Origin of the sequence: Gottfriedia luciferensis (assembly GCF_002156865.1) — a bacterium.
Classification (GTDB): Bacteria; Bacillota; Bacilli; order Bacillales; family Bacillaceae_G; genus Gottfriedia; species Gottfriedia luciferensis.
The window spans coordinates 1-17,689 of the sequence record NZ_NCTA01000022.1 but is presented as its reverse complement, the minus strand read 5'-3'; the positions used below and the strand labels follow the sequence as shown (position 1 = coordinate 17,689).

The 17,689-nt window shown below is 32.0% G+C and carries 24 protein-coding genes; 17 read left to right on the top strand and 7 right to left on the bottom strand.

All coding sequences use genetic code 11. The annotated features are described in order from the left end of the window. The first annotated feature begins 202 nt into the window (after positions 1-202). Positions 203-1,204: a zinc-dependent alcohol dehydrogenase family protein gene (locus tag B7R67_RS14555; RefSeq protein ID WP_088071621.1), complete on the top strand. Its 1,002-nt coding sequence runs from the start codon at positions 203-205 to the stop codon at positions 1,202-1,204. A 212-nt stretch (positions 1,205-1,416) separates the two neighbouring features. Here B7R67_RS14555 and B7R67_RS14550 read toward each other — a convergent pair whose 3' ends face one another. Then, positions 1,417-1,677, bottom strand: coding sequence for a hypothetical protein (locus B7R67_RS14550; protein ID WP_088071619.1), 261 nt, complete (start codon positions 1,675-1,677; stop codon positions 1,417-1,419). A 157-nt stretch (positions 1,678-1,834) separates the two neighbouring features. After that, complete coding sequence (locus B7R67_RS14545; RefSeq protein WP_088071617.1) at positions 1,835-2,290, bottom strand: hypothetical protein; 456 nt, start codon at positions 2,288-2,290, stop codon at positions 1,835-1,837. A gap of 361 nt (positions 2,291-2,651) precedes the next feature. Here B7R67_RS14545 and B7R67_RS14540 point away from each other — a divergent pair, with 361 nt between their 5' ends. The 5 genes from B7R67_RS14540 to B7R67_RS14520 all read left to right on the top strand — a co-directional run bounded on the left by B7R67_RS14540 (position 2,652) and on the right by B7R67_RS14520 (position 7,811). Further along, a complete protein-coding gene (locus B7R67_RS14540; protein ID WP_088071616.1) occupies positions 2,652-3,293 on the top strand; it encodes a response regulator transcription factor in 642 nt (213 codons plus the stop codon). Positions 3,294-3,309: 16 nt separating this feature from the next. Then, complete coding sequence (locus B7R67_RS14535; protein ID WP_088071614.1) at positions 3,310-4,413, top strand: sensor histidine kinase; 1,104 nt, start codon at positions 3,310-3,312, stop codon at positions 4,411-4,413. 154 nt (positions 4,414-4,567) lie between these two features. Beyond that, positions 4,568-5,503: an ABC transporter ATP-binding protein gene (locus B7R67_RS14530; protein WP_088071612.1), complete on the top strand. Its 936-nt coding sequence runs from the start codon at positions 4,568-4,570 to the stop codon at positions 5,501-5,503. 36 nt (positions 5,504-5,539) lie between these two features. Next, a complete protein-coding gene (locus tag B7R67_RS14525) occupies positions 5,540-6,664 on the top strand; it encodes an ABC transporter permease (protein ID WP_088071611.1) in 1,125 nt (374 codons plus the stop codon). 1 nt (position 6,665) lies between these two features. Next, positions 6,666-7,811: an ABC transporter permease gene (locus tag B7R67_RS14520; RefSeq protein ID WP_088071609.1), complete on the top strand. Its 1,146-nt coding sequence runs from the start codon at positions 6,666-6,668 to the stop codon at positions 7,809-7,811. Positions 7,812-7,857: 46 nt separating this feature from the next. Here B7R67_RS14520 and B7R67_RS14515 read toward each other — a convergent pair whose 3' ends face one another. The 3 genes from B7R67_RS14515 to B7R67_RS14505 form a co-directional block, all read right to left on the bottom strand. Further along, positions 7,858-8,241 carry a VOC family protein gene (locus B7R67_RS14515; RefSeq protein WP_088071608.1) on the bottom strand — a complete coding sequence of 128 codons (384 nt, stop codon included), beginning with the start codon at positions 8,239-8,241 and terminating at the stop codon, positions 7,858-7,860. A gap of 62 nt (positions 8,242-8,303) precedes the next feature. Then, a complete protein-coding gene (gene bshB2, locus B7R67_RS14510) occupies positions 8,304-8,984 on the bottom strand; it encodes a bacillithiol biosynthesis deacetylase BshB2 (protein ID WP_088071606.1) in 681 nt (226 codons plus the stop codon). A gap of 16 nt (positions 8,985-9,000) precedes the next feature. Beyond that, positions 9,001-9,345, bottom strand: a complete 345-nt coding sequence (locus tag B7R67_RS14505) for a YojF family protein (protein WP_088071604.1) — start codon at positions 9,343-9,345, stop codon at positions 9,001-9,003. Between the two features lie 423 nt (positions 9,346-9,768). Between B7R67_RS14505 and B7R67_RS14500 the strand changes: the two genes are divergently transcribed. Together B7R67_RS14500 and B7R67_RS14495 are read left to right on the top strand one after the other, a co-directional pair. Beyond that, positions 9,769-10,164, top strand: a complete 396-nt coding sequence (locus tag B7R67_RS14500) for an FtsB family cell division protein (protein ID WP_158095119.1) — start codon at positions 9,769-9,771, stop codon at positions 10,162-10,164. Positions 10,165-10,485: 321 nt separating this feature from the next. Further along, the gene (locus B7R67_RS14495) at positions 10,486-10,803 is read left to right on the top strand and encodes a hypothetical protein (RefSeq protein ID WP_158095118.1); all 318 of its coding nucleotides are present in this window, start codon (positions 10,486-10,488) and stop codon (positions 10,801-10,803) included. Between the two features lie 55 nt (positions 10,804-10,858). Here the strand turns inward: B7R67_RS14495 and tatC are convergent, their stop codons facing one another. Further along, on the bottom strand, positions 10,859-11,587 hold the full coding sequence (gene tatC / locus B7R67_RS14490; protein WP_088071599.1) for a twin-arginine translocase subunit TatC: 729 nt from the start codon (positions 11,585-11,587) through the stop codon (positions 10,859-10,861). Positions 11,588-12,051: 464 nt separating this feature from the next. On the opposite strand from tatC, the gene B7R67_RS14485 reads away from it, so the two are divergent. From B7R67_RS14485 to B7R67_RS14475, 3 genes are all read left to right on the top strand, one after another. After that, positions 12,052-12,654 (top strand): metal-dependent hydrolase, encoded by a 603-nt coding sequence (locus B7R67_RS14485; RefSeq protein WP_158095117.1) that lies wholly within the window; start codon positions 12,052-12,054, stop codon positions 12,652-12,654. 75 nt (positions 12,655-12,729) lie between these two features. Then, a complete protein-coding gene (locus B7R67_RS14480; protein ID WP_142289570.1) occupies positions 12,730-13,167 on the top strand; it encodes a hypothetical protein in 438 nt (145 codons plus the stop codon). Positions 13,168-13,183: 16 nt separating this feature from the next. Beyond that, the gene (locus B7R67_RS14475) at positions 13,184-13,483 is read left to right on the top strand and encodes a DUF2653 family protein (protein WP_088071593.1); all 300 of its coding nucleotides are present in this window, start codon (positions 13,184-13,186) and stop codon (positions 13,481-13,483) included. 176 nt (positions 13,484-13,659) lie between these two features. Here the strand turns inward: B7R67_RS14475 and B7R67_RS14470 are convergent, their stop codons facing one another. Beyond that, on the bottom strand, positions 13,660-13,854 hold the full coding sequence (locus B7R67_RS14470; protein WP_088071591.1) for a YqzH family protein: 195 nt from the start codon (positions 13,852-13,854) through the stop codon (positions 13,660-13,662). Between the two features lie 160 nt (positions 13,855-14,014). On the opposite strand from B7R67_RS14470, the gene B7R67_RS14465 reads away from it, so the two are divergent. The 6 genes from B7R67_RS14465 to B7R67_RS22195 all read left to right on the top strand — a co-directional run bounded on the left by B7R67_RS14465 (position 14,015) and on the right by B7R67_RS22195 (position 17,576). After that, positions 14,015-15,277 carry a Y-family DNA polymerase gene (locus B7R67_RS14465; protein ID WP_088071589.1) on the top strand — a complete coding sequence of 421 codons (1,263 nt, stop codon included), beginning with the start codon at positions 14,015-14,017 and terminating at the stop codon, positions 15,275-15,277. 56 nt (positions 15,278-15,333) lie between these two features. Continuing rightward, entirely contained in the window at positions 15,334-15,666 is a 333-nt protein-coding gene (locus B7R67_RS14460) for a YolD-like family protein (protein ID WP_088071587.1), read from the top strand. Between the two features lie 70 nt (positions 15,667-15,736). After that, on the top strand, positions 15,737-15,961 hold the full coding sequence (locus tag B7R67_RS14455) for a DUF1659 domain-containing protein (protein WP_088071585.1): 225 nt from the start codon (positions 15,737-15,739) through the stop codon (positions 15,959-15,961). Positions 15,962-15,978: 17 nt separating this feature from the next. Next, positions 15,979-16,200 (top strand): DUF2922 domain-containing protein, encoded by a 222-nt coding sequence (locus B7R67_RS14450; protein ID WP_088071583.1) that lies wholly within the window; start codon positions 15,979-15,981, stop codon positions 16,198-16,200. 194 nt (positions 16,201-16,394) lie between these two features. Next, positions 16,395-17,234, top strand: coding sequence for a Cof-type HAD-IIB family hydrolase (locus tag B7R67_RS14445; RefSeq protein ID WP_088071581.1), 840 nt, complete (start codon positions 16,395-16,397; stop codon positions 17,232-17,234). A gap of 165 nt (positions 17,235-17,399) precedes the next feature. Continuing rightward, positions 17,400-17,576: a hypothetical protein gene (locus B7R67_RS22195; protein WP_158095116.1), complete on the top strand. Its 177-nt coding sequence runs from the start codon at positions 17,400-17,402 to the stop codon at positions 17,574-17,576. The last annotated feature ends 113 nt before the right edge of the window (positions 17,577-17,689 follow it).

Sequence of the window (17,689 nt, the reverse complement as noted above, 5' to 3'; positions counted from 1 at the left end):
ATGCCTTTTTTTAATTATATATATTTCCATCGTATTAAACAGTAAAAATAATAGCCTCATTAAGGTTTTAACTAGTAATTTTCAACTTGTGTAACATGATTAGCTTGCAAATTTCATCTAAAGTTCTAATCAATTTTTCAGGTACTCGAATTATGGTACAATGACAACAAATATTTCCAATTTGAAAGAAGGCGGTAATTAAATGAAAGCGATTTTAATCCATCAATATGGTGATAGCTCTGAATTTAAGTTAGAAGAAATTGCCTGTCCAAAGCCAAAAGGTAACCAAGTTTTAGTAAAAGTTTCTGCTACTAGTTTGAATCCAATTGATACTAAAATTAGAAAGGGGATTGTACCAAATCCTTTTCATCCAAATTTTCCAATGATTTTACATAGTGATTTTTCCGGTGAAGTCGTAGAAATTGGCGAGAGTGTAACTCGTTTTTCAGTTGGAGATATTGTTTTCGGAATGAATGTTTCTGGAGGTGCTCTTTCCGATTATTTGTTAATTGATGAGATAGAAATTGCAAAAGCTCCAAGTAATTTACCGATTCATGAGGTTGCGAGTTTACCGTTAATATCGATTACAGCTTGGGAAGCACTTTTTGAAAGAGGCAATATAAAACAAGGGGACCATATTTTGATTCACGGCGGTACAGGTGGCGTAGGCCATATTGCAATTCAATTGGCGAAAGCTTTTGGGGCAATTGTTTCTACTACGGTTTCAACGAATGAAAAGGCTGACTTAGTAAAAAAGCTAGGTGTAGATCACGTTATAAATTACAAGGAAGAAACTGTTGAAGAGTACGTAAATCGTTTAACTGGTGGAAATGGTTTTGATCTAGTATTTGACACGGTTGGTAGCGATAACTTAGATAAGTCATTTCTTGCCGTTAAACCGAAAGGATCTGTTTTAGCCATAGCTGCACGTTCAACACATGATTTATCAATTTTGCATAATAAATCATTATCTTTACATGTTATTTTTATTATGCTCACGAAAAAAACAGAAGAAGGGCGTAAAGAACACGCGGCTATTTTAAATCACATTACGAAATTAGTCGAGGAAGGGAAAATAAAACCTTTAATTAATCCGAAGACTTTTACATTTGAACAAGTGAACGAGGCGCATGATTACTTTGAAAATAATGAAGTAGAATTTGGAAAAGTTTTGATTATAAATGAGTCAGAAAGTTTAGGGTAATTTTCATATAAAACATAGATTAATCTAACTCATTGTTACTTATGAAATTTAGTTTAAAAAAATGAGAACTTAGCAATTAGCTAAGTTCTCGTTTAAAGAATGATGATCTTTGTTTATACCTTTACGACGGTAAAATAATTTAATACTGGTACCTGTGTATAGACGTCGCCTATATATTCCCATGTTCCATTACCCATAACAACTTTTCGATATTACTTATATTTTTTTACTTCAATATCTTTATGAATTAATAGTTTAACTGCTTGTCTCACATACGGTGATTCTACTATAACTCTAGTTCCATTTATATTTCCTTGAGTTACTCCTAACGAAAAAGCACCATACGCAACTGATATTGTGACAGTCACTTTACTCCCACTATCAGACCAATAAAAGCCGCCACCTTTTGCATCAAATATAGTTCCATTTGGCGGTTGGCCTTCAGCATAGCCTATTTTGACTTTCGTAGCCATTTGAGTTCCTACTAGTTCAGTTTTATATTCATACAATGGAGTTTTTTTACTATTTAGTTTTTCTAATTGCAGTTGTTCTAGCCTGCTAATTTCTTCTTGAGGAACAGGCGTTACAAAAACTTCCTAGCTTCTCTCTTCTGATGAAATTTCTTGGGCATTAATTGCGGTTGATGAAATAAGGATGCAAAAAAAGACTATTAAACTTAATATTTTTTTCATTATCAATCTTCCTACTTTCATAATTTGTTTGAATACTTGGTATTGCATCGATCTGTTTAAAGTAATAGGTTTTGTCATTAATGATAATATTGAAGCCAGCTTTTTTATAAGTGATTTCAATGTTATTAAAAATCGAACTTTTAATAATATAGTTGGAATCCGTTGTTTTTAAATAACTTCCTTTATCTAATTTTCCTTTACCTTCTTTATAATCATGGTAGTAATAATAGAATGTATATTGATTGTCTGGATCAAAAACCATCGATACAAAAGGCAGTTCAGTACATGTAAATGTGCCTCTTAATAAAAATGATTTCTCAGAGGACCGACAACCACTTGTTAGAATGACTAATATAAATATGGTAAGTATTTTTACAGTATTAAATTTTTTCATAAAAGTATTTTTCTCCTGTAATCAGACTTGTAAATGTCTAAGATTAACACTTATTTTTATTCTGAAAAACATAGGCAGACAGAAAAATTAACAATTAAGATTGTTGATCAATATTTTTAGTAAAATTTAACAGAGCTCTTAATTTGATTTTACAAAAATTTTAAAAATATTTTACTTCGATAATTGAATAAAATGTGAATCATATCACAAATGTGAAAAGTTAATATGAATTTGTTTAAAGTTTAATTATACTTATTTTGAAAATAATGAAGTAGATCCCGATTAAATAGGTATATAATGGAAATATAATTTGTGGGATAAGGATGTGAAGCGGAGGAAGAATTTTTCTACCTCATTTCGAATGAAAATAAAACTAATTATTGCTGATGATAATTCATTTATTAGGGAAGGTCTTAAAATAATATTGACTTCCTATGAAGAGTTTGAAGTGCTAGAAACAGTTAATGACGGGCAAGAGGCATTCAAATATTGCCAAAATAATCAAGTGGATGTTGCTCTTTTAGATGTGCGAATGCCGAATATGAATGGTGTAGAAGCAACAAAGCTTATTTCTGAACAAACTGAGACGAAGCCACTTATTTTGACGACTTTTGATGATGATGAATACATAATTGATGCTGTAAAAAATGGTGCAAAAGGATATTTGTTGAAAAATAATGATCCAGAGAGAATTCGAGAAGCGATAAAAAGTGTTTACCATGGTAATACGGTCATGCAAGATTTAGTACTTGATAAAATTAGAACCAATTTAACGAGTAATGTTAATTCAACTGAAACGAAAATTGATACAAGTTTGTTTACACAAAGAGAGCTAGATGTAATGGCTTTAATTGCAAAAGGATTTTCAAATAAGGAAATTTCTAAGCAAATTTACATTTCAGAAGGAACGGTTGCAAATTATATCACTTCAATTCTCGGAAAAACTGGGCTTGAACATCGAACACAAATTGCTATTTTCTATATTACTGGGAAAGTAGACTAACGCGAAGGAGTTAGATATGGAGCGTTGGATTATTTTAAATAAGCTCACTGTTATCTTATATATTGCTTTAATTTGTATTCGTAAAGAAATTCCTAATTTCTCTTGGGTACTTTTTGCACTACTTGTTTATTTTTGTTTAAATATTAGCCTTTATTTAATAAAAAAGCCATCCTTCTTTAAAATTTTACTATTTTTATCTATTTGTTTAATTGTTTATTCCAATTTTAACATTCAGCCATTATTTATTTTATTACTACCTTTATCTATTCTTGAGCTCGTTTCTTTTTTTACTTTTAATCAATTAATTGGTTGTATTTTTGCGTTAATCCCAATTTTCTACATACATCATTCATTGCAACCGATTTATGGTTTAATTACAGTAATTAGTTTTATCGTTTTCTCGATTGTTAATTTGTACAATACTAGATTACAGTTCAAAGAAGATCAAATTGATCAAATGAGAAGTGCAATTCAAAAGCTTACTAAAAAATTGAATGACCATAATGAATTCATTGAGCAGTCTGAATACACTTTTAAACTTGAAGAGCGAAATCGAATTTCTCAAGAAATACATGATAAAATTGGTCATTCGATGACTGGTGCTTTGTTTCAAATGGAAGCAGCTAAACATCTAATTGCTACAAATCAAGAAAAGGCGTTAGAGTTACTTCAAAATGCGATCAATATTTCAAAAGATGGTATTGAAAATATAAGAATCACCTTAAAAAATATGAAGCCTCCTACTGAACAAATGGGGATTCATCAGATGAAATTATTCATAGATGAGTTTTCATCAAAAAACGATTTAAAAACCTTGTTTGTTTACAAAGGAAATCTCGATCTCATTACACCAATCCAATGGAAAGTAATTCAAGAAAATATCGTTGAGGCCTTAACAAATACGATGAAATATGCAAGTGCATCAGAGGTTTCGATTGAAATTTATGTAATGAATAAAATGATTAAAGCAAATGTTAAAGATAACGGTAAGGGGAAAGTGAAAATTAAAAAAGGCTTAGGGATCATCGGAATGGAAGAGAGAACTGCATCGATTAATGGGAAAATAATTGTAGATGGCAATGGCGGTTTTTCTGTAACGACTTTACTTCCTATCCAATAATTTCATGAACAATATGAAATTTTTATAAAGGCATAATGATTTCTCCTATAAAAAAATATGAATTTTTTCATGTGAAAAGGGTGAACTAATACACTGATATTAGTTCACCCTTTTGATTATAATAGCATCATAAGTTAGCTAAAGAGGTGAGAGGATGAAAGTTTTAGAGATTAAAAATTTAACGAAAAAATTTGGTGATTTTATTGCCGTAGATAATATGTCCTTAGCAATTGAAGAAGGAGAAATTTTTGGTTTCCTAGGAGCGAATGGAGCTGGAAAAAGTACGACAATTAATATCATTTCTGGATTGTTACGAAGCAATCAAGGAACTGTTGAGATTTTAGGGAAAAACAGTAAGAAACATAGTAAATTTGCCAAAATGAATATTGGAATGGTTCCACAAGATTTAGCGATTTATGAAGATTTAACTGCATATGAAAATGTTCGATTTTTTGCTGGATTATATGGATTAAGAGGTTCGGAATTAAATGAAAGAGTTGAAGAAGCATTACAATTTGTAGGGCTTGAAGATAAGTATAAGGAATATCCTAAGAATTTTTCTGGTGGTATGAAAAGGAGATTAAATATTGCTTGTGCCATTGCACACCGTCCGAAATTAATTATTATGGATGAGCCAACTGTTGGAATTGACCCTCATTCACGTAACTATATTCTAAACAGTGTACGTAAGCTAAATGAAATGGGTTGTACAATCATTTACACGAGTCATTATATGGAAGAGGTTGAGGAAATCTGTTCACGTATTTCAATTATTGACCATGGAAAAATTATTGCTGAGGGAACGAAAGAGCAGCTTACATCGATTATTACAAATACAAGGGATATTCGTATTGAAGTAAAGACAACTGAAAAGATCGATTTAAATGAACTTAAGTCGATTAACGGGGTAGAGGGAGTTCATATGTTAGAGAATGTCATTACAATTACTTCAGATAACGGTGTTAATAATTTAAATAAAATCATTCAACATTTTATTAATAGTGAGATAGAAATCAGTTCATTACAGGAAAATGCTCCTAACTTAGAAACTGTTTTCCTTACATTAACAGGTCGAAATTTGCGTGATTAATTTTATGAAAAATCATTTAATAAGGAGGCAATTATCTTGAATATTTTTAATATTGCTTTCATGGAAATTAAGCGCGATTTTCGAGATGTAAGGCATCTATTATTCATGTTAGCATTTCCTATTGTTTTAATGCTTGTCTTAGGTACGGCGCTATCAAACGCTTTTACAACAGCAATCCCAATTAAAAATGTTGACGTTTTATATAAAGATACTTCGACTACAGGGGAGTTTTCAAAGTATTTTCAGGAATTTATTAAAGGAACAAAGAAGTCAGGCATTCATTTTAAAAAGGCTGCTAGCAGTACGAACGGTCAAAATGAAGTAAAACGAAATCACTATGATGGGTATATTATGATTGAAGATAGTGGAATCAAACTTTATATAAATGAGGGGAACAGTGTTGAAGGTAGTGTGATACAAGGGATGTTATCATCTTTTGTTGATAAATACAATGTTTCGTCTGAAGTTGCAAAAATTGCTCCTAGTCAAGTGAAAGAAGTCTTTTTAGCAAGTTCACATGATGATTATATAAAGGACACATCGATTTCTTCAAACAAACAGCCAGGGTCGATGGATTATTACGCGATTGCAATGACAACGATGATTGCTTTATATGCAGCTATGTCTTCTAGTAAATTGATATCTGGTGAAAGAATTAGAAAAACAGCTGATCGGTTAATTATAGCCCCGATTTCCAAACTTGAGATTTTTATAGGGAAAATACTTGGAAGTATCGTTGCTAATTTTCTTTGTATTATTGCCATTGTCTACTTTAGTAAATTCTTTTTTAAAGCAAACTGGGGTAGCAATCTTTGGTTAGTGTTTATTGTTTTATTAACAGAAGTTTTATTGTCTATTAGTTTAGGATTAGTTGTAAGTTATCTAACGAAATCAAATGCATCAGTTAGAGTAATCATCATGATTGTTGTGCAATTATCATCATTTTTCGGTGGAGCTTATTTTAAACTTGGAGATACTAGTGGAATTTTAAAATTCATCACACAGTTATCACCACTTACATGGTCAAATACTGCCATTACAAAAATTATTTATGCGAATGATTTATCAGCGGCATTTCCTGCATTTATTTTTAATCTAGGTTTATCTTTAGTATTTTTATTAGTAGCATCTATTTCTCTACAAAGAAGGGAGGGGCTGTAGGATGCAGACGATTTTTTGGCTAATTTCGAATACGTTAAGAGCAACTTTTAAAAATAAGAAAAATATTATTATGTATATTTTTGTTCCCTTAATCGGTATTGTTATTTCATTTTTAGCTTATGGTGGTTCGAGTAAAACAGTTGTGCATGTTGGTATTGTCAATGAAGATCATCAATATATTGCGAATGATACGATTAAGTTTTTAGAACACTTAGACAACGTTCGTATCATAAAAATAAAAAATACCGATGTTAAGGATAAAATTGCCTCAGGTTCACTTGATTGTGTCATTTCGTTCCATGATGGTTTTACAGATCGTGTTAGATCCGGTAATCCAGGCAATATCCAAATCTCCTCGATAAAGGGAGCTCAAATTACAAGCTTTGTAAAATCTTATTTGTACAATTATATTGATAATATAGCGGCAATTAGTAAAGTAGCAAAAACAGACCAAACTAAATTTAATCAAATGTATTCCAACTATCAAAATGCAAGTTTCAAGGTAGAAACTAAAACTCTCTCAGATTCTTCTAAATCTGAAAATATGACCACATATAGTTTAGGATTTTTGATTATGATTATGTTAATGTCTGCTGGTAATCTGTCAGAAATAATTTTAAAGGAAAAAGAAAACAGAATTTACTACAGACTTTTATCAACACCTATTAATGCTAGAAAATATATTTTCTCAAATATTGTAGTGAATATGATCGTTATGACGATTCAAGTAATTCTTACGCTCTTCTTTATGACAGAAGTATTCCATATTGATATTCAAATACCGTTTTGGGAAGCAGCAATTGTTATGATGTTATTTGCTTTAGTATCAGTTGGTATTTCGTTAATGATTATTGCGTTCTCTAATAGTTCAAAATCATCTGGTGCGTTACAAAATTTAATTATCGTACCTACTGTAATGATTTCTGGCTGCTTTTGGCCAGTTGAAATAATGCCTTCATCAGTGCAAAGAATTGCTGATTTTCTTCCTCAAAGATGGACATTAGAGACATTAATAAAATTACAACAAGGAAGTAGTTTAGGAAGCTTATATTTAAATATATTAATTCTTCTAGTATTTGCAGTCACATTTTTCTTAATTGCGATTTATAAATTCAGTCGCAATAGTACTACGAGAAATTTCGTGTAATAAAAAAAATCCATCTCTTTTAATAGAGATGGATTTTTTTTTCGAACTATTCATCCATTGAACTACAGATTTCAATATAATGACCATCTGGATCAGCCACATATGCTACTGTTTGACCCCATGGTTTTGTAATAGGTTCTTTTATGATTTTTACACCTTTTGTTCTTAAATCTTCTATTGTAGTGTGAACATTATCCGTTACAAAACCGATTTCGAATGTTTGTGAAGATTCCATTGAACTTTTATAGTTTAATCCTGTAAGTTCCTTTACATTGCCACGCTCAATCATTGCTAGGACGGTTTGACCAGTATCTAATTCTACGTAAGTACCATGATTCCCACGAATGGGAAGACCGAGTATTTCCGTGTAGAAAGAAAGAGACTTTTCTAGATTAGAAACATATAAAATTAAATAGTTCATTTTTAACATTTCGTTACCTCCAGATAAATTTTATCTCTTTTCCTTTCCACAAATAGTAGTTATTTACCTTCTTATTCAAAGTGATAAGTATAGAATGATTCTTTCGCAAAAAATGATTTTAATCGATCATCAGGTATATCCTCAAATTTTTCAATTTTTGCAATATCCTTTAGCATTGACTCTGTTTGAGAGCGATGTGCTTTCATTGTTCTTAGCTTTTGATTAGCGACATCCATGATATCATTTACGATATCTGGTTTTCCTAATACGTCAAAGCGTTCTTTTGTAATTGCAATACACCAAACTGTAGGGCGAGCGTCCTGATCCATTCGGCGAACTGCTTCAACTGCAGCCCTAGCTGTTGCATCATGATCAGGGTGAACACCGTGTTCTGGATAAAAAGTAATTAATAATGTTGGTTGTATCTCATCGATAATCGCTTTGATTGAACCAATCACTTCTTCTGGATCCTCAAATTCGATTGTTTTATCGTGGAATCCTAACATTCTTAAATCTTGAATGCCCATTTCTTTGCAAGCGTCTATCAATTCGTTTTTTCGAATTGAAGGAAGTGATTCTCTTGTAGCGAAAAATGGATTCCCCATATTACGTCCCATTTCACCTAATGTTAAACAAGCGTATGTAACTGGAACTCCTTGGTTAGTAAATTTAGAAATTGTTCCAGCAGCCCCAAAAGCTTCATCATCAGGGTGAGGGAACACAAGTAATACTTTATCTTGTTTTTGATTCATTTTTAGTGCTCCTCTCTTAAAATGGTGTATGGCTTAAATGGATTGCAATGGCAAGTTTTCCATCTTCATTATGACCTGCTAGTAGGAGGCGATTTTGATCATCAACTTCAAAATCAGTTAATCCTTCAGCAACAACCCAGCCTTCTTCAAGTTTTAAACCAACTCGGTAAGGATATTTTCCAGTGATTGTAGCACGACTAATTACTACTTTTGTATTTCGTATAAAGGCATTTACTGTCATGACTTTTTCATTAAAGTGATTAGCATATGCACCATTTGTAGTTTCTAAATGTAAGTAGACTGTTTGATTTATAAAGTTCTGAAGTGCATCTTCTACTGCACTGACATTTAATTTTTGCATTTGTTCAACCTCCTATAAAGAGTATTATAATCCAACTTTCTCCAAAATGGTAATTTGTTGGCTTTGGAATTTAAACATAAAAAGATCCCTATCTAATTGGGTGATAGGGATTGGGGGGATGTGTATAACATGATTACTAAATTTAACTGTTTAAATTTTCAGTTAATTTATATTTAATATACATGATAGGGAAATATTCGTCAACCGATTTTAGTGAAAAGATTTAAAATATTCAAAAAATAATAAAAATGTTTACAAATTTCTATTTTCTGCCGATTATATATATGGTTAGAACTCGACAAAATAGTTGTGTTTTAGTGTAAAAAAGTCAAATTCTTACTTATTTTACCTTTTTTCTCTTTTCTAATAAGATATTACTTGTTAAACTAGAATAGAATAAAATTTTTAAAGGAGGTTTTTAACGTGAAGGCAGAAGCGCGAAAATTATATAGTCCACAAAGAGAAGAAATATACAAGCCTTCTCGTAATCAATTTCCGCAGACTCAAAATAGAAAATCTATTCGATTCCACAGGCTGACTTTGGCAATTTTATATTTGTCATTATTTGTTGGATCTGGGATTTATTTATTTAGTCAAAATCAAATGGTTTCAGCAAAGGAACATGAACTTGCTAATTTGAAAGAAGAACAAAAAAAGTTGACTAAAACTAAAAATAACTTAAACAGACAAATTAAATTATTAAATGATCCTGATTACATCGCAAATTATGCACGTGATGAATATATGTTCTCTAAAAAAGGGGAAACAATCATCATCGTTCCGAAATCAAAGGAAGATTTCCAAAATAATAACAAATAATTCACTTGGTAGATTCTCATGAACGTGGGAATCTTTTCTATAGAGTTAGTATAGAACAAAAGTTCGGTATTTCCAACAAATAAATAGAACGTATGACCTTGGGAGTAAGGGGGGAGGAATTGCGAAAAGTGGAAGAAGTAGCTTTGAAAGACCTTTAAAATCTTTTTCCATTGCCCTTAATTTTTCATAAATTATGCTTCTAACAATCCCCTTAACTGCTTTTTAGTTCGAAAAGACTAGGTTTTCTACAAAATTTTCACTATTCTGAAAAATATATCTTTGTTATAATTTATATAAGCTTAAATAAGGAGGATTAACATGTTGAAAAAGTTCATTTATGTTTTTGCTATTTTAATTGTACAACTAATTTTGACGTTCCTTGTTAGTGTTCTTTCGGATTCATCGGCTAGTAATATTGCTATTATGGTAGGATTCGCTACGACGATCTTCCTTTATTGGAAAAGCGCAAAAAAACAAAGCTATACTCCGTTTCAGCAATATCAATGGTTACGTGTTGCTGGATTAGAATTAAATGAATTACATAAGGATTTCCAAAGAAAAATTGCGATTAAAGCGTCATTGATTTATAGTTTTTCAGGTTTAGTAGTTACATTGTATACATCACATATTTTATTATGAGGATTCGTCAAAAAAAATGGACAAGCTTAAATGCTGTCCATTTTTTTTGTATTTTTTATTCAGATTCATACTGTAAACGATTCATGCGTCTTCGATATGCAATTGATGAAACAAAAATACTAAGTTCATATATAACCAATAATGGTAAGCTTGTCATCATATCTGATACAAAATCTGGTGGTGAAATTGCAGTTCCGATAATAATAAGGATAAAATATGCAAATCGACGAGATTTTCTTAAAAATGATGGTGATACAATTCCGATGCTAGTTAAAAATAAGATGATAACTGGTAAATCAAAGAAAAATGCAAACGGAACTACTAAGTTAAATAAAAAGCTAAAATAGCGCTCAGCTGTAAAGGTAACAGTTACTAATTCTTCCCCGATGCTTTGTAAAAATTTCAATACGTTTGGAAAGATAAAATAATAACCAAATGCTAATCCACAAACGAACAATATGAATAAAGCTGGTATGTAAAGCATTGTAGTTTTTCGTTCTTTTACTTGCAATGCAGGCTTAACAAATGCCCAAATTTGGTAAGCAATGACCGGGATACTACACGCAAACGCGAAAACTCCAGCAATCATAACATAAACCCAAAGGACATCACTTGGACCTAGTGCTATCAGTTTTCCATGTAAGTCTTGTACAAGAAAATGGAAAATTTCTTTTGTATAATACAATCCAATTCCTAAAAAAAATACGAATGCAACAATTACTTTTATGATTCGATTTCGAAGCTCATCTAAATGGTCAATGACACTCATTTCTTTTTCTTGCATAATTTCCCCCAAAGCAAACTGCGAAAGTATTTTATGACACTTTACGTAAGTAAATCGGCAGCTATGTTGAGTATTCACAAAATAGCTAATTCATGGAATAAAGTGTAAGTGAAACTACGTCTCTGGCTTCGCCTAAATGGCTCGTCAATGCCGAGTTTCTTTATAATCTTAAGCTTTCTTCATTTTGTCAGAAAAAAGACTAATCGTCAATGAATATAAGGGACTTAAATCATTCTTTATACATTAAGAAGGATAAATTGGTAGCAGTGTAGAAAACTCGACGTAGTTGTCAATTAGGGATTAAGTATAAGTGAAACTAAGCCTCTGTCTTTGCCTAAATGCTCGCCAATCGGTGAGTTTTCTTTATTTCCTATTTCCATCTTTTGTTAACTTATTCATATGAATTCTTACCTTATCCGACTATAATATCAGTATGAGTATGTAAGATAAGGTAGGTAAGCATTTTGGATGGAAAAAGTCATGTAATTGTAGGATTATTCGCAACTGGTATCACAATGTACGCAACAAACAATGATGCAATGACCGTTCCACTTATTGTTGGTGCAATCAGTAGTTTGGCTCCTGATTTAGATCATCATAATGGTTCATTAACTAAAAAGGTTTCAATGCCGCTAAAGATTCTTTTCAGCTTATTATTTTTAGCAGTTACATTATTTATTGTTATAAAAACAGGAAAGTTAATTTATTCTGGATCGTGGATTTATGGAATAAGCATCTTCCTTTTATTTATTATTTGCGTTAGTTGGTTACGGAATTTAAAAGCAATCTTAATGTTAACGGGTTTGCTAATAGCATTTATAGGGTGGTTTGCTTTTTATGGTAATTGGTCAATCATTGCGGTTGGATTATTTATAGCGGTTTCATCAAGATTAAAGCATCGTGGTCCGACGCATTCTCTTTATTTTTTAGCCATTTGGAGTGGAATTTGTTATTTACTACAAACAGATCTCCATACAAATGGCTTGTGGTTAGCTGGTACGGTAGGCTATTTTTCGCACCTTTTAGCGGATCAGTTATTTACAAAACAACGGATTAAGTGGCTATAGATTCTGTAATTATCACATGTTTTAAATGAAATTAACCATACTATGAAAGATGTGATAATGAAAGAAGGGGCAACTTTGAAAAAAATAAATTCTCTGCTTTTTATGTCTGTTTTGTTTTTTATGCTAACATTGTCATTTTCGGTAAGTGCGAGCAGTAATTCATATAGCAATCAAACAATAAAAGTAGGTACGAAAGCAATTGTTTCTAGTAAACAAACATCTTCTCATTTTGCACTTAGGAGATCGTATCGTTCAAACAGAAGTTATCGACCGACTGCACCTAGATCAAATTATCGTTCTTCTAGAAATACTGGGCGAAATTTTTTAGGTTATGCTGGAGCATTTGGGGCTGGGGCTCTGTTTGGTTCGATGTTAAATCCATTTGGTGGCTACTACGGTGGACAACACTATGGCTTTTCTTTTTTGGGATTATTATTAGATATTTTAGTAATAGTTGTTATCATTTGGTTTATAAAAAAAATATTCCGTGGAAATAGTAGAAACCATTATTAGCATTATGAGGTGAGCGATGAAAATCTATTTTGATGAACAAGATGTTGCCAATGCGATTTGTGTCTTTGTGGCCGATTTAGAACAAATTCGTCCAGAAAACGTACAAATTGAATTTCAATTTAATGAAGATGAAGGGGTAAGCTGCCAAGTAGTAGCCAATCATCAGAATTTTATGTATGGGGAGCAACAAATTTCTGACGCAATTGGTTTTTACCTAGATGAGATTCATCGTTTTTCTTCGTATGCAATGGAGATTATAATAGGTTTTGATGATGAAGAAGGAATTTCAGGTGAAATATCATTTACATATTCATAAAACCCTAGAAAGAACTAGTTGTTCTTTCTAGGGTTTTTCTATTTTATACAGTAAGAAAGTATAAATTGGCAGCGGTGTAGAAAACTCGACGTAGTTGCCAATTTTAAGTTTTAAGTATAAGTACAAATAGCCTCTATTTTCACCTAATGGCTCACCAATCGGCGAGGTTCTTTAACTCAGGCATAATTTGTTACATATTCGTAAACAATATCTTGTACCAGTTCGTGTAATAAACGGTCATTTTTTAATTGTTCGGTAATGATTTGATCGTACAGTTCATTTAGCATATCAGCCGTAATCCACTGTTCGTGTTCTCCCCCATATTGTATTAGTGCTCGCTTAATCATTTGCTTTATAAACTGTCCATCCACTTCATCTTTCCTCCCTTAAGTTACTTTAAGTATATCCAAAATTTTAACTTGTTCATAGTGAAAATTTTATTGAAATAGAACGTATATTCGTTTAATATATGTATATAATAAAAATAAGAACATTAGTTCTGCTAATTTTTGGAAAATCGGAGTGATATGTATGAGCATCTGTTATGAAGAGTTACCACATCATCGTATATTATGCATTGATATGAAGAGCTTTTATGCAAGTTGTTCTGCGGTCATGCTCGATTTGGATCCATTAGAGTGTTATTTAGCGGTTGTTGGTGATGTAGAGAGAGAAGGGAGTATTGTACTTGCAGCTTCTCCGCGACTAAAAAAAGAATTTGGGATTAAAACAGGATCGAGAGTTTTTGAAATTCCAAAGGATCCGCGCATAAAAATCGTAAATCCTGCGATGGCAAAATACTTAGAAATCTCAACGAACATCGTTAAGTTATTAAATGAATTTGTACCACTAGAGGACTTACATGTATACAGTGTTGACGAATGTTTTTTAAAGGTGGACGGAGTAAAAAGACTATGGGGAGATGCATGGCAGATTGCTGAAAAGATTCGTGCTGAAATCATGGCGCGATTTCAATTGCCTTGTTCGATTGGAATAGGACCTAACATGCTTTTGTCAAAGCTTTGCTTGGATTTAGAAGGAAAAAAAGCTGGGATTGCAGAGTGGACTTATGAAGACGTAGAGAAAAAACTTTGGCAAGTTAGTCCTCTTAGTGAAATGTGGGGAATCGGTAAAAGAACTGAGCGAACGTTAAATACAATGGGCATTTTTACCGTAGGACAGCTGGCGAAATATCCCCTTCATTTGCTGGAAAAGAAATTCGGAGTGATGGGAAATCAACTGTATCATCATGCATGGGGAGTGGATCTGTCTGAATTAGGTGCTCCAATCATGAATGGACAAATTAGTTTTGGTAAAAGTCAGATACTAATGAGAGATTATACAAAAGTAGAAGAAATTAAATTTGTTATTCGAGAAATGTGTGAAGAGGTTGCACGTCGAACTCGTAATGCCAAAAAAGCAGGAAGGACAATTACATTAGGAATTGGCTATAGTCGTGAAGAGTTTGGTGGAGGATTTTCTCATGCGTTTACAATGGATGAACCAACGAATATTACTTCAGACTTATATGAAATTTGTACGAAACTTTTTGATCAATATTATGAAGGGAAAACAGTTCGGCAAATTCTTATTTCCCTTTCAAATATTGTAAGTGATGAACTAATGCAACTAAATTTGTTTGATCAAAAAAAGCCTCAAAAACGTAATTTAGGATATGTAATGGATGCAGTTCGAAAAAAATACGGATCGACGGCACTTTTATGGGCTGTTTCTTATGCAGAAGGAGGAACAGCACTTGCACGAAGCAAGCTAGTAGGTGGACATAAAGGTTAAAAGTAAAGCACCTAGCTCAGGCCCTCAAAACTGAATAAGAAAAGGAGAGAAAATCGATGATTCGTGACCGTGGTACGATTAAATGGACATCAATGATGTTACCAGAACATGTGAAAATGCTTCGCGACTGGAAAGTATCGCAAAATTATGAGCAGCAAAGAGATGTTGATGAACAATTATTAGAGGAAATGAACCGTCATCTTCAGCAGGCTGTTCACGAAGATGAAAGTGTACAAATTACTTATTATAAAGATCACTATCATCATAATGTAAAAGGAAAAATAGGGAAAATCAATTTACATCAAAATAGACTATCGATCTATGAAGAAAAAGCTGGATATATGGAATTAGTATTAAGCGATATTGTGGATGTGAAAATTGGAACATAAAAAATAGTTAGCTGTTAACGAAAAAGAATCCCTTTCTTTGTACATATACAATGAAAGGGGGAGTTGAAGCATGGCACAAATTGCTACTCAACAACTAACATTGTATGTAAAGTTACATGCAGGAAAAGATGAACAAGGAAAAATCATCATCAAGAAAAAGGCGTACAAAAACATTCGTGTAGGGATTGATTTAGAGAAACTATTCGATGTTGGAAATGCCTTATCATCACTTCAGGAACTACCATTAGTAGAACTAGAAGTATTAAGTAACGGAATTCTTTTAAAGAATCTGTAGAAAAGGAGCGAAGTAATATGATTCAAACGCTAGAATTAAAATTTTTAAATGAAAATGAAAAAGTTGTTACTCTCACAGTAGACAATCCAACAATTCCAGTAAATCCAACATTAATCAATCAAGTAATGGATAAAATTGTAGCAAATAATGTATTTACTTCTACAGGTGGAATTGTCGTAGCAAAACAAGGCGCACGATTAATAGGTAAAGAGATTATAGACATTGAGCTAAAGGCTTAAGGAAGTTTAAAATTTATTGTTTTTTAAAACACTTGTCTTTCAAAGCATGAAGAAAGCGAGTGTTTGTCAATTGTCTGAGACCTTCTAAAATGCAGAAGGTCTTTTTTTACGTTATAATAGAAAAGAATGAATAAGAATTTAGTGAATACTTAACGGTTTAATACTAATAGAATAGTAGAAAAGGAGAGAACGGCATGGCATTAATTGCAATTGATATGGATGGTACGCTTGTAAACGGTAAAAATGGGATACCAAAAGAAAATATTGAGAGCATTCGAGCTGCACAAAATGAAGGAATCCATGTTGTCATTTCTACAGGTAGAATGTATGAGAGTGCAAAAGAAACATTAGATGAAGCGGGGCTATCTTGTCCGATTGTTTGCTTAAATGGATCACAAATATATGACTATGAAGCGAAAATTTTGCATAATGATACGATGGATAAAGAAATTTTTGCAAAAGCACTAGCTTTATGTGAAGCAGAAAATAAAACATTTATTATTAGTACGAATGAAGGATCATTTACAAAGTGTAGAAATACATTATATGATGAATTTTTTACTGATAAGGAAACTGGCAAAACCCATAAAGTAACGGCTACTTTAAGGAAAGTTCGCAATTACTCATCGATTGAAGATTTTAATAATCTTGATGTATACAAAATATTATTTCTTTCAAAAAATGAAGAAGTTATTAGTCGAATTCGTTTGAAGCTTATGCAAGAAGAAGGTTTACTAGTTACTTCATCAAGTTCCAATAATGTTGAGATCAATGCAGCGAATGTAAGTAAGGGGGCGGCGTTATTAAAGCTTGCACCAATACTTGGTGTAGATTTAAAAGAAAGTATGGCGATCGGTGATAGCTTTAACGATGTATCAATGTTTAATCGAGTAGGATTTCCAGTAGCAATGGGGAATGCGAAAGATGAACTGAAAAGCCAATGTGCATATGTTACGAAAACAAACGACGAAGCAGGAGTAGCACATGCAATTTATCATTTCTTAGATCAAAAACAAAAAATGAAGCAAAATTAATCAAATAATACGTGTTCAGAAGAAAGTCTTGTCCATTTAAAGGATAAGACTTTTTTGTTTTTTCTAATCGAATATCTCTTTTTACCCTACATCTGTTAGTAATAGACATAAAGCTTAGAGTGATGAACATAGTTTACAATATAATAGAAAGGATGTGGAAAATGAATGGATACAACTTTAAGCATACTCCCGCTATTTGTCATGCTGTTTTACATTGGAATTCCAGCATGTATTCTAATCGTAATCTACTTCTTTTATAAATTATTTAAAACTCGAAATGAAGAACTTAAAAGGCAAAATGAAATATTAGAGAGAATTGTTAATGTATTAGAAAGGTCTTAATAATTTGTTCTAAGTAAAGGACATTTAAATCGTTTTTTAATGAATATTTTTTTGAAGAATAAGTTGATTGGAACGAAAGGATGCTCGACTCCTATGGGAAATGCGGAAAGGCT